This is a genomic window from Actinokineospora sp., assembly GCF_050699995.1.
Classification (GTDB): domain Bacteria; phylum Actinomycetota; class Actinomycetes; order Mycobacteriales; family Pseudonocardiaceae; genus Actinokineospora.
Window position 1 is genome coordinate 1 of sequence record NZ_JBOHGC010000641.1, and the last position, 11,604, is coordinate 11,604.

Sequence of the window (11,604 nt, forward strand, 5' to 3'; positions counted from 1 at the left end):
GGATGAAATGCGCGCCCTTCAGCGCCGACTCCGAGAACAGAATCCCGTTGTTGGCGAGGATGCCCACGGGGTAGCCCATGATGTGGGCGAACCCCGTCACGAGCGTCGGGCCATAGCGGGCCTTGAACTCCTGGAACCGGCTGCCGTCCACGATGCGGGCGATCACCTCACGCACGTCATACGGCGTGCGCGAGTCGGTGGGGACGACGCCGTAGAGCGTGGCCGGGTCGATCGCGGGCTCCTCGACCGGCGCGACGTCCCACGGACGCGGGGCGCGCGGGCCGAGCGTGCTGACGATGGAGCGGACGATCCGCAGCGCGTGCGCGTCGTCGTCGGCCAGGTGGTCGGTGACGCCGGAGGTTCGCGAGTGGACATCGCCGCCGCCGAGGTCCTCCGCGGACACGACCTCGCCGGTCGCGGCCTTCACCAGCGGCGGGCCGCCGAGGAAGATCGTGCCCTGGTTGCGCACGATCACGGCCTCGTCGCTCATCGCGGGGACGTACGCGCCGCCGGCGGTGCAGGAGCCGAGGACCGCGGCGATCTGCGGGATGCCCTGGGCGGACATGGTGGCCTGGTTGAAGAAGATCCGGCCGAAGTGGTCGCGGTCGGGGAAGACGTCGTCCTGCTTGGGCAGGAACGCGCCGCCGGAGTCGACCAGGTAGACGCACGGCAGGTTGTTCTGCAGCGCCACCTCCTGCGCGCGCAGGTGCTTCTTGACCGTCATCGGGTAGTAGGTGCCGCCCTTGACGGTGGCGTCGTTGGCGACGATCACGCACTCGCGGCCCGACACCCGGCCGACGCCGGTGATGACCCCCGCGGCGGGGGCGTCGTCGCCGTACATCCCGGTGGCGGCCAGCGGGGAGAGTTCCAAAAACGGAGACCCTGGGTCGACCAGCGAGTCGACCCGGTCACGTGGCAGGAGCTTGCCCCGCTCGACGTGTCGCGTGCGGGCCTTCTCGGGTCCGCCGAGCGCCGCCGTGCCAAGGCGTTCGCGCAGGTCGTCAACGAGCACGCGGTGCTCCTTGACGTTGCGCTGGAAAGCCTCGTCGGCGGGATCGGCGTCGCTGCGCAGGACGGGCGCGTCCATCTCAGGTCCTCGCGATCGCATGTTAGTCACCGTTAACTATGCGACCAATGTTAGCGCTCGCTAACGTCCGCGTCCAGCCACGGCGAAGGCCACCCCCGATCGGAGGTGGCCTTCGGTCGAGACAGGGCAGGGATCAGCCGGTCACAGCGCGCACGGCGGCGTAGTAGCCACCGTTCTGACCAGCCGCGTTCGGGTGGTACGACTCCTCGACGGGCCACGCCCAGCTGTTGATCCAGCGGGTGCCCGCGGCGCAGATCTCATGACCGGCGAAAGAGGCACGGGCGTCGATGAAGGTGAGGCCCGCGGCGGCGACCCGACCACGGGTGACGTCGGCCAACACGTCGGCCGACTGGTTGATGGCCGCCCGCTTGGTCTCGCTCAGACCCGCGTAGCAGTAGCCCGGAACCTTGTACATGCGCGGATAGCCGACAACGAGCACCCGGGCGTTGGGCGCGCGGCTGCGGATCTGCGCGTAGACCGCGTCCAGCTTCGGGGGCAGCTGGGTGCGGGCGTAGTTCTGCGCCTCCTGGTTGCGCTGCACGCAGGTGGAGTCGGAGCCGAAGTTGCAGTCGGTCATGACGCTCGCGAAGCCCGCGTCGTTGCCGCCGATGGAGATGGTGACCAGGGCGGTGTCGGCGGTGACCGCGCCGACCTGGTTCGCGAGCACGTCGCCGGTGCGCGCGCCGGAGCAGGCGACGAAGGAGAAGGAGGACGGGGCGTGGGAGTTGGCCCAGAGCTGGGGATACGAGTTCGCGCTGCGCTTGCAGGAGCCGCTGGTGCCGTAGCTGCCCGCGCCCAACCCCGAGGAGTAGGAGTCGCCGAGCGCCACGTACTTGCCGGTCGCGGCCGATGCGGGCACCGCGAAGCCGGCCATGGATAACAGGGTGAGCAGGGTGATCACTAGGGACTTGGGGACACGCATGCCTAACCTCCGCCGTTGGAGGGGATTCCCGACAGCTCATGACTACCAGCGACCCACCACATACGGAACTGCTCGGTAACTTATTAAGGGTTGGCACTTTCCCCAACGGACTTCAAACGTCTGGCGTTAGCGGTCGCTAACCACCCTGCAATACGATGGCCCCGTGTCCCCAGCAGCCGAACCAGCGAAAACCGGCCCCAGTCGGCGTGAGCAGATCCTCGCCGCCGCGGCGGAACTGTTCGCCCGCCACGGTTTCCACGGCGTCGGCATCGACGACATCGGCTCCGCCGTGGGCATCTCCGGGCCCGCTCTCTACCGGCACTTCCGGTCGAAGGACGCGATGCTCGGCGAGATGCTCACCTCGATCTCCGAAGAGCTGCTCGAAGGCGGCCTCGCCCGGGTCAGCTCGGCGGGCGGGGCGCAGGACGCACTCGGCGACCTCGTGCGCTTCCACGTCGACTTCGCGCTGGACAACCCCTCGCTGATCACGGTGCAGGAGCGCAACCTCGGCAACCTGACCGACCCCGACCGGCGCAAGGTCCGCGCCCTGCAGCGCCGCTACGTCGAGGCCTGGGTGGAGGTCATCCGCGACGCCGTCCCCGCCATCCCCGAACCCACCGCCCGCGCCGCCGCGCACGCGGTGTTCGGCCTGATCAACTCGACCCCGCACAGCAGGCACCTCGACCGCGACCAGATGGCCGACCTGCTGACCGCGATGGCCCTCACCGCCCTCATCCACACCCCCGTCGCCTGACCCCACCCCTATCCGGGCAGGCGCGAGCACTGCTCGATTAATTGGTAAGACCACTTGACCTCTGACCAGTGGCCTTCTACCGTCCATTGGCATGACGTTCCAGCCCGTGGCCCGGCGCTCTGTGCCCGACGAGGTGTTCGCGCAGATGCTGCACGCGGTGATCGACGGCAGCGTCGCGGCGGGCGAGTCGCTGCCCAGCGAGCGCGCGCTCGCCGAGGTTCTAGGGGTATCTCGGCCCGCGGTTCGCGAAGCACTGCAGCGGATGTCGCAAGCGGGCCTGGTCGATGTCCGGCAGGGCGACGGCACGGTCGTGCGGGACTTCCGGCGCAGCGCGGGACTGGACCTGCTGCCGCGCCTGCTGCTGCGCGGCGAGACGGTCGACCTCACGGTGGTGCGCGACATCCTCGACGCCCGGCTCCTCATCGGCCCGGAAGTGGCCGCCTTGGCAGCCGCGCGGGCGGGCGAGCGCCTCACCCAGCCGCTGTCAGTGGTGATCGACGCGCTGGCCGTGACCGACGACCCAGTGGCCTCGCAGCGGCACGCCCTCGCGTTCTGGGACCACCTGGTCGACGGCGCGGACTCGATCGTCTTCCGGCTGGTGTTCAACAGCCTCCGCGCCGCCTACGAACCCGCGTTCGACCTCCTCGGCCCGCTGATGGCCGCCGAGGTGTCGCGCACCGACGCCTACCGCGCGCTCGCCCGCGCGGTCACCGAGGCCGATCCCGAGCGGGCACGCTCGGCCGCGCTCGATCTACTGAGCCCGGCCACCGAGGCGTTCCTGACCGTCATCAAGGAGCTGACATGAGCAGAAAGCGGGTCTCCCTGGCGGACTGCGCGCGAGAGTTCGTGCGCCACCCCTCACCGTGGCTGATCGGCGGCACGCTCGTCGCCGCCATAGTCGCCCGCGCGGCGGTCGGCGACTGGTGGCTCAGCGACACCTTGCTGCCGTTCGTCATGCTGGCCGTGTTCCCGTTCTTCGAGTGGACCGTGCACGTCTGCGTCCTGCACCGGCGCCCGCGCAAGATCGCCGCGGTGACAATCGATCCGCTGCTCGCGCGCAAGCACCGTGAACACCACGCCGATCCGCGCGACGTCCCGCTGGTCTTCATACCGTGGCCGGTCCTCGTGTGGCTGCTGCCGGTGATCACCGCGATCGCGCTCACCGCGTTCAGCCGGGTCGCGTCGGGACTCACGTTCCTCTGCTTCGTGGCGGCCCTGGGGCTGGCCTACGAGTGGACGCACTACCTGATCCACAGCGACTACCAGCCGAAATCCCGGCTCTACCGCGCGGTGTGGCGCAACCACCGCCTCCACCACTTCAAGAACGAGCACTACTGGTTCACCGTGACCACGACGGGTACAGCCGATCGGGTCATGCGCACGTACCCCGATCCGCGTACCGTCACGAACTCGCCCTCCGTCAAGGATTTGCACAACACGTCGCTTGATCCACTGTCGGATCCCCTGGTCGGGTGAGTAATCTCTACGGGTCACCAAGCGATCGCGGAGAGTGGGTGTCGTGGCCGAATCGACGACGTGGGTGCCCGAGGGCATCGACCTGGACAGACCAAGCGCAGCACGGCTCTATGACTACCTCTTGGGCGGCGGTCACAACTTCGCCCATGACCGGGAGCTCGCACACCGGTTCCTGCAGGCGCAGCCGCACGCGAGGGAGATCGCCCGACACAACCGGTCCTTCCTTCGCCGAAGCGTGCTGTTCATGATCGAGAACGGCATCCGGCAGTTCCTCGATTTGGGGTCCGGCATCCCGACAGTGGGCAACGTGCACGAGATCGCGCACAACGCCGACCCGACGTGCCGGGTCGTGTACGTCGACTACGAGGAAGTCGCGTGCGCGCACAGCAACCTGATGCTGGCGAGCAACCCCAACGCGACGATCGTGCAGGCCGACCTGACCGTCCCGGCGGACGTGCTGGCCGCGACGCGGGGCACCGGGCTGCTCGACTTCGACCAGCCGATCGGCGTGATCATGGCCGGGGTGTTCCACTTCGTGCCCGACGCGAAGGACCCGAAGCGGATCATCGGGCGCTACCGCGACGCCACGGCCGATGGCAGCATGCTGGCGTTCTCGCAGTTCACCCGCGACCTGATGCCCGAGGAGATGGACCGGGTCGTCGAGGTGATGAAGTCCAGCCGCGACCCGATGTTCCCCCGCACCCGCGAGGAGATCATGGACCTGTTCGACGGCTACGAGGTCGTCGAGCCGGGCATCGTCCCCACGGCGCTGTGGCGCCCGGACGCGGGCCTGGATGACGGCCAGGACCCGAACCTGGCGGGCATCCTCGCCGGTGTGGGACGCAAGCGCTGAGACCGCTGTGATGGCCGAGCCCACCGTGCGCGTCCGAACGGACCAGGACACCCTGGTCCGTTCGTGGCTGCGTGCGGTGGCCGCCACGGCCTACGTGCCGCGCACGTCGCAGGAGATCACCGCCGACCTCAGCGAGATGGTCGCCACGCTCGTCGCCGCGCTGGTGGCCGAGCCGTTCGACACCACGCGGGGAACCGGGGTGGGCGAGCGCATGGTGGCCGACGGCCTGATCGGCGAGACCACGCTGCAGCGGTCGGTCGCCGCCCTCGCCGAAGGCCTGCACGGACCAGCGGACCGGAAAGTGCTGCTCCTCGTCGCGGTGTCCGCCGGCTACGCGAACGCCTTGCGGAACCGGACGCTGGCGCAGCAGGAGAACATGAAGATCGCGCTGCACAACGCGATGCGCCAGGCAGAACGGGACCGGCGGGCCACCGAGAGCCGGTTCCGGGAGGTGTTCGCCAGTTCCGCCGTCGGTATCGCGATCACCGAGCTGGACGGCCGGTTCGTGGAGACCAACCCGGCCCTGGCGACCATCCTGGCCTGCGGGACCGGCGACCTTGCGGGCCGCTCGCTGGCCGAGTTCATCTCCAATGAACCCGACTTCTCGGGCAGCCCGCTCGCGCACCTGCCCGACCGGCAGCGGCTGCGCAGGCTCAACGGTGAGACGGCGTGGGTCTACGCGAAGTCCTCGCTGCTGCCCGACGAGACCGGCGGGCCCGCCTACCGGGTGACGATGGTCCAGGACCTCAGCGAGCTGCACCTGCTCGGCGACCGGCTCAGCCACCAACTGCTGCACGACGCGCTCACCGGTCTGGCGAACCGGATCAGCTTCGAGTCGCGGCTGGAGACCATGCACGGGAAAGCGGCGCCGACCAGCACGCTCACCCTGTGCTGCCTCGACCTCGACGCCTTCGCCATGGTCAACACCACCTACGGCCACGAGGTCGGCAACAGGGTGCTGCGCACGGTCGCACAGCGGCTGGAGATGGTGGCAGGCGAGAAGGCGGTGGTCGCGCGGATCGGCAGCGACGAGTTCGCCATCCTCGTCCAGGACGGCCCACCGGTGCCGGAGCTGGTGGAGGCGATCAACGCCGAGCTGTCGGAGCCGGACTACACCGACGGCGTGGGTCTCGCGATCAGCGCGAGCATCGGCGTCGTGCGGGCCGGACCGTCGGCGATGTCAAGCGCCGAGTTGTTCCGCGCGGGCGAATCGGCGCTGCGACAGGCGCGCGCGGCGGGCAGGCGGCAGTGGGTCGAGTTCGACCACGACGCCGACAAACGCGACCGCGCCATCGGATCCGCGGCGACCGCGCTGCCCGCGGCGTGGGAGAACGGCGAACTGGACCTGCGTTACGACGTCGTCGCCCGGCTCGCGGACCTCAAGGCGGTGCGGGTCACGGCGAGGCCCGGGGTCGAGCGGCCCACCGCTGGCCTGCCGTCAGCGGCGGACTTGGCGGAGACAACGGGGCTCTCGGTGGCGCTCGGCCCGTGGCTGCTGTCCCGGTCGACAGAGCAGGTCCCGGTGTGGCAGGCGCTCTTCGGAGCAGGACCGGTGCACCGGGTGCTGCTCTCGCCACTGCAGTCGGTCGACGCGGAGCTGTCGAGGGTGATCAACCGGGCCATCGCGGCGACCGGGATCCCGCCGGGGCTGCTGGAGGTCGGGCTGCACACGGGCACGGTCACCTTCAACGGCGACGCCCAGGACAACCTGCGCACCCTCGGCGACATCGGCGTGGTCACCGCGCTGCACGGGTTCACCGGCGGACCGCGCGAGGTGACGATGGCGGAGCGGTTCAAGGTCGGCGCGGTGCTGCTCGCCGACCCGTTCGAGGGATGGCGGCCGGACTGGCTGCCGCGCGACTGCGTCCAGGTCGAGACCGCCCGCGGCCTGATCGACACCATGCGCTCGATCGGCGTGGCCGTGGGCGTGCGCGGGGTGCGTGACCTGGCCGAAGCCCGATGGTGGGCGGCGCTGGGGGCGGACACCGGAGAGGGTCAGGCGTTCGGTCTGGGTCTTTCGGTGGACGACGTGATCAGCCTCGTCCGGTCCGCCAAGTGAACGAAACGCCCGGCGTCGATCTGCCCGCGCGCACGCGGGCTGTTGCAGGATGAGGAACGTGGAACCCGACAGCGAGCCGGACCCGAACCGCCGCGAACGCCTCATCGACACCGCGTGCGCGGCCCTCGCCGCCATGCGCGCGGGCGAGGACGACGGCGCGCTCGACCATGTCGCGTCGGCCGTCCAGGCCGCCCCCAACAGCCACGCCGACGCGCGTGAGCTGATGCTGCTGTTGTTCCACGAGTGCAGCGCGATGGTGGCCGAACTCGGCTCCGGCGGAACGGCGCCGGTGAAGATGCAGGTCTACGACGACGACGGCCAAGAGGTCCCGATCGACGAGGCCGACCCCCCGGTCCGCACGGCGGTCCGCACTCTGCTCGCGGAGGTCCACGGCGACCAGGCCGCGGCGAAGGCGCAGATCGAGATCGCCCTCGCCAACGCCGACCCCGACGAGATGACGGCCCTGATGGTCCAGGCACTGCGCTGGACGCTACGCCTTTCGGACGAGTGTCTGAGCCGCGATCTGCCGGTGCCCGCCTGGATTCGCGGCTGAAGGTCCACAGTGGATTCTCCGGTTGTCCACAGGCCTTCCCGACCCCGTTGACGTGCCCAGATCCGAGGACGACCATCAAGGCATGCGCTCAGCAGCCTTGCTCCTCATCCTGACGGTGCTCGCCACCTTCACGGTCCCCGCATCAGCGGCGCCGCCCGCCAGGGACTACGTCGCCTTGGGCGATTCCTACGCGGCGGGCCCCGGCATCCCGGTCCAGAACTCGATCCCGCCAGGCTGCGCGCGCTCCGACCAGAACTACCCCGCGCAACTGGCCCGCTGGCTCAAAGTCGACACCTTCCAGGACGTCTCGTGCAGCGGCGCCACAACCGTGCACATGACCGCACCCCAACAGGTCGCGGGCGGCCCCAACCCACCCCAGTTCGAAGCGTTGAGCCCCAAGACAGACTTGGTCACCTTGACGATCGGCGGCAACGACATCGGCTTCGGCGAGATCCTGGCCCGCTGCGGCCAAGAGGGCGCCAAAGACCCCACGGGCAACCCCTGCCAGCGCTACTACACCCAGTCCGGCCGAGATGTCCTGGCCGATCGGGTCACCGCCGTGACCCCCAAGATCGCCCAGACCCTCGACGGGATCAGAAAGCGCGCACCCCACGCGAAGATCCTTGTGGTCGGCTACTTGAGGATTCTGCCGCCACACACCGGCTGCTGGCCCTCAGTCCCCTTCGCCGCGGGCGACACCGCCTACTTCGACGGCGTGGAACGCGCTTTGAACGCCACCATCGCCACCACCACCCGGGCTGCGGGCGCCCACTTCGTCGACCCGTACTACTTCTCCCTCAACCACGACGCCTGCCAACCCCCCGACCGCCGCTGGGTAGAACCTCTACGGCCCGCCAACCCCGCCGCCCCCATCCACCCCAACGCCGCCGGCATGCGCGTCGCCGCGGGCCTCACCTGGGCCACCCACTTACTCACCCGCTAAACCCCGCCCCGCCAACCCGCCCTGGCCGCCCTTGATACCGCCACCCGAGAGTTGAACAATCAAGCCGGAGTGAGACCCGGCCACGACCCCCGAACACAGTGCACATAGGACAAAGAGCGCTACCTTGATGCAAAGACGACAGGGAGCGCCATGATCACCGTGCAAGGAGTCGTGGACCGGGTAGGTCCCACGCTCCTGCGCATAGTCGACCCCCACGACCCCACGCCCCAGGTAAGCGACGTGATCATCGCCGAAGCGGGCAAACGCACCCACGTTGCCACCGGCGACCTCGTCCTCGGCATCGCCGTCTCCTCAACCGCCGACGCCGTCGAACTGGTCCGCCACAGCGGCGCCCACGGCGCGGCCGCCGTCCTGCTCAAACCTCCACACGCCTCAAGAAGTGCCGTCAAGACCGCCGCCCAGCGCGGGGGCACGGCTGTCGTCGAGGTGCATTCCGGCGCCGCTTGGGCCCAGCTCGTCTGGCTTCTGCGCTCGGTTCTCGACGCCGCCGCCGATGAGTCCGACTCCTCGGGCGCGGTCACCGACGCGGGCCCGTTCGGCGACCTGTTCCGGCTCGCCGACGCGGCGGCGGCCGTCATCGACGCCCCGGTCACGATCGAGGACGCCAACTCCCGGGTCCTCGCGTATTCCGCCCGCCAGGACCGGACCGACCCGGCCCGGGTCTCGACGATCATGGGCAGGCGGGTGCCGGACGACGTCCTGGCCCGCTTCCGCTCGCGCGGTGTGTTCCGCGAGCTGAGCCGTGGCCGGACCACGATCTTCGTCCCCGCACAGCGCGACGGCACGCTCCCCCGGCTGATCGTCCCGATCCGCATGGGCGGGGAGCTGCTCGGCTCGATGTGGGCGGTCGTCCCGGGCCCCGTCCCCGACGCGCGAGCCGCCGCGTTCGCCGACACCGCGCCCGTCGTGGCCCTGCACCTGCTGCGGCGGCGGGCGCGCGAAGACAGTGAGCGCAGGCGGACCGCGGAGCTGGTCCGCTCGGCGCTGCAAGGCACCGGCAGTGCGCGCCTGGTCGCCGCCGAGCTGGATCTTGCCCCCGACACCGCACACCGTGTCGTCGCGATCGACGTGCAGACCGACGACGCCTTGGGCGGCGAAGGCATGCGCCTCGCCCTCGTCCAGCGCCTCACCGACGGCATCGGCCGCCGCCCCGCGGTGGCCGACATGCATGGCGTCCTCTACGCCGTCGTGCCCGACCAGCCGGGCGACACCGGGTGGACCGAGGTCCGGGCCGCCTTGGCCGCGTCCAGTGGCGCCTTGGTCGCGGCGGGCTCCCCGGTGGACGTGGCCGACCTCGCACGGTCACGCACCGAAGCCGACGAAGCCCTCAGCCTGCTGCGCGCGGGCTTGGTCGAGGGCTCGGTGGCCGTCCACGACGACGTGTGGGCGGTGCTCGTCCTGCACCGGGCCGCCGTGGCCGCGGCCGGGGTGACCGCGTTCGGGCCGCTGGCCGCGCTGCGCGCCGCCGACGAGGAGTCCGACGGCTGGTACGTCGACACGCTCTATGAGTGGCTCCGCCACCCCGGCGACCCGCGCTCCGCCGCCGCCGCCCTGCGGATCCACCCGAACACGCTTCGATACCGGATGTCACGGGTGACCGCGGCGCTCGACGCGGACCTGGCCGATCCCGATGTCCGGCTCGCCCTGCTCACACAGTTAGTAGCGATCCGCTGGGCGTGATGTGCTCGTAGCACAACCGACCCCGTCTGATCTCGTGTTCGCGACACGATGACACCGCTGCACGCGTGTCCGACCGTGGTACAGCACACCCCGAATGGCCCAGAGAGGACTTCCCGTTGAAGATCGCCGTCCCCCGCGAGATCAAGAACCACGAGTACCGGGTGGCGCTCACGCCAGCGGGTGCCCATGAGCTGACCAGCCGCGGCCACGATGTCTTCGTCGAGACCGGCGCGGGCCTGGGCTCGGCCATCTCCGATGAGGAGTACTTGGGCGCGGGCGCGAAGATCCTCGCGACCGCCGACGAGGTGTGGGCAGAGGGCGACTTGGTCCTCAAGGTGAAGGAGCCCATCGCGGTCGAGTACCCGCGGCTGCGTAAGGGTCAGACCCTCTTCACGTACCTGCACCTCGCCGCCGACGAGGCGTTGACGAAGGCGCTGCTGGAGTCGGGCGTCACCGCCATCGCGTACGAGACCGTGCAGACGAGCAACGGCGCGCTGCCGCTGTTGGCGCCGATGTCCGAGGTCGCGGGCCGGTTGGCCCCGCAGGTCGGCGCGTTCGCCCTGATGAAGCCGTCCGGTGGGCGCGGTGTGCTCCCTGGTGGTGTTCCGGGTGTGACCCCGGCGAAGGTCGTCGTCATCGGCGGCGGCGTCGCGGGTGTCAACGCGGCCACCATCGCCTTGGGCATGGGCGCTGAGGTGCAGGTCCTGGACACGAATGTGGACCGGCTACGCCAGATCGACAACCAGTTCGGCGGCCGTGTCCGCACTGTCGCGTCGAACCGTTACGCCGTCGAGCAGGCAGCCCGTGAGGCGGACTTGGTGATCGGCGCTGTCTTGGTGCCGGGCGCGAAGGCCCCGAAGCTGATCAGCAACGCGTTGGTGGCGGAGATGCGGCCGGGTTCGGTGCTTGTCGACATCGCCATCGACCAGGGCGGTTGCTTCGAGGATTCGCGTCCCACCACGCACGCGGACCCGACGTACCCGGTCCACAACTCCATTTTCTACTGTGTCGCCAACATGCCGGGCGCCGTCCCAAGGACTTCCACGTACGCCCTGACCAACGTCACCCTGCCGTACGCAGTCGCTTTGGCCAACAAGGGCTGGAAGTCCGCCTTGCGCGACGACGCCGCCCTGGCCTTGGGCCTGAACACCCACAACGGCCTCCTGACCAACGCCCCAGTGGCCACCGCCCACTCCCTACCCACCACCCCCCTGGACACCGTCCTAGCCTGAGTCCACACACACAAGGTTTCGGCC

11 protein-coding genes are annotated in these 11,604 nt (G+C 69.9%); 9 read left to right on the plus strand and 2 right to left on the minus strand.

The genetic code is table 11. The features are described from left to right. The coding region (locus ACRDSQ_RS30730; protein WP_431425942.1) for a carboxyl transferase domain-containing protein at positions 1 to 1,087 on the minus strand (1,087 nt) is incomplete at its 3' end. A gap of 133 nt (positions 1,088 to 1,220) precedes the next feature. Beyond that, the gene (locus ACRDSQ_RS30735) at positions 1,221 to 2,009 is read right to left on the minus strand and encodes an SGNH/GDSL hydrolase family protein (protein ID WP_431425943.1); all 789 of its coding nucleotides are present in this window, start codon (positions 2,007 to 2,009) and stop codon (positions 1,221 to 1,223) included. A gap of 163 nt (positions 2,010 to 2,172) precedes the next feature. Here ACRDSQ_RS30735 and ACRDSQ_RS30740 point away from each other — a divergent pair, with 163 nt between their 5' ends. The 9 genes from ACRDSQ_RS30740 to ald all read left to right on the plus strand — a co-directional run bounded on the left by ACRDSQ_RS30740 (position 2,173) and on the right by ald (position 11,580). Next, a complete protein-coding gene (locus ACRDSQ_RS30740) occupies positions 2,173 to 2,763 on the plus strand; it encodes an SACE_7040 family transcriptional regulator (protein WP_431425945.1) in 591 nt (196 codons plus the stop codon). A 91-nt stretch (positions 2,764 to 2,854) separates the two neighbouring features. After that, positions 2,855 to 3,568 (plus strand): FadR/GntR family transcriptional regulator, encoded by a 714-nt coding sequence (locus ACRDSQ_RS30745; RefSeq protein ID WP_431425946.1) that lies wholly within the window; start codon positions 2,855 to 2,857, stop codon positions 3,566 to 3,568. After that, a complete protein-coding gene (locus ACRDSQ_RS30750) occupies positions 3,565 to 4,239 on the plus strand; it encodes a sterol desaturase family protein (RefSeq protein WP_431425948.1) in 675 nt (224 codons plus the stop codon). Before ACRDSQ_RS30745 ends, ACRDSQ_RS30750 begins: the two co-directional genes overlap by 4 nt. A gap of 43 nt (positions 4,240 to 4,282) precedes the next feature. Beyond that, positions 4,283 to 5,092, plus strand: coding sequence for an SAM-dependent methyltransferase (locus tag ACRDSQ_RS30755; RefSeq protein WP_431425949.1), 810 nt, complete (start codon positions 4,283 to 4,285; stop codon positions 5,090 to 5,092). Between the two features lie 10 nt (positions 5,093 to 5,102). Beyond that, positions 5,103 to 7,151, plus strand: coding sequence for a diguanylate cyclase domain-containing protein (locus ACRDSQ_RS30760; RefSeq protein WP_431425951.1), 2,049 nt, complete (start codon positions 5,103 to 5,105; stop codon positions 7,149 to 7,151). Positions 7,152 to 7,200: 49 nt separating this feature from the next. Continuing rightward, positions 7,201 to 7,704, plus strand: coding sequence for a hypothetical protein (locus tag ACRDSQ_RS30765; protein ID WP_431425953.1), 504 nt, complete (start codon positions 7,201 to 7,203; stop codon positions 7,702 to 7,704). Between the two features lie 82 nt (positions 7,705 to 7,786). Further along, complete coding sequence (locus ACRDSQ_RS30770; RefSeq protein WP_431425955.1) at positions 7,787 to 8,647, plus strand: SGNH/GDSL hydrolase family protein; 861 nt, start codon at positions 7,787 to 7,789, stop codon at positions 8,645 to 8,647. A 150-nt stretch (positions 8,648 to 8,797) separates the two neighbouring features. Beyond that, positions 8,798 to 10,348 carry a helix-turn-helix domain-containing protein gene (locus ACRDSQ_RS30775; RefSeq protein WP_431425957.1) on the plus strand — a complete coding sequence of 517 codons (1,551 nt, stop codon included), beginning with the start codon at positions 8,798 to 8,800 and terminating at the stop codon, positions 10,346 to 10,348. A 116-nt stretch (positions 10,349 to 10,464) separates the two neighbouring features. Beyond that, complete coding sequence (ald, locus tag ACRDSQ_RS30780) at positions 10,465 to 11,580, plus strand: alanine dehydrogenase (protein ID WP_431425959.1); 1,116 nt, start codon at positions 10,465 to 10,467, stop codon at positions 11,578 to 11,580. The last annotated feature ends 24 nt before the right edge of the window (positions 11,581 to 11,604 follow it).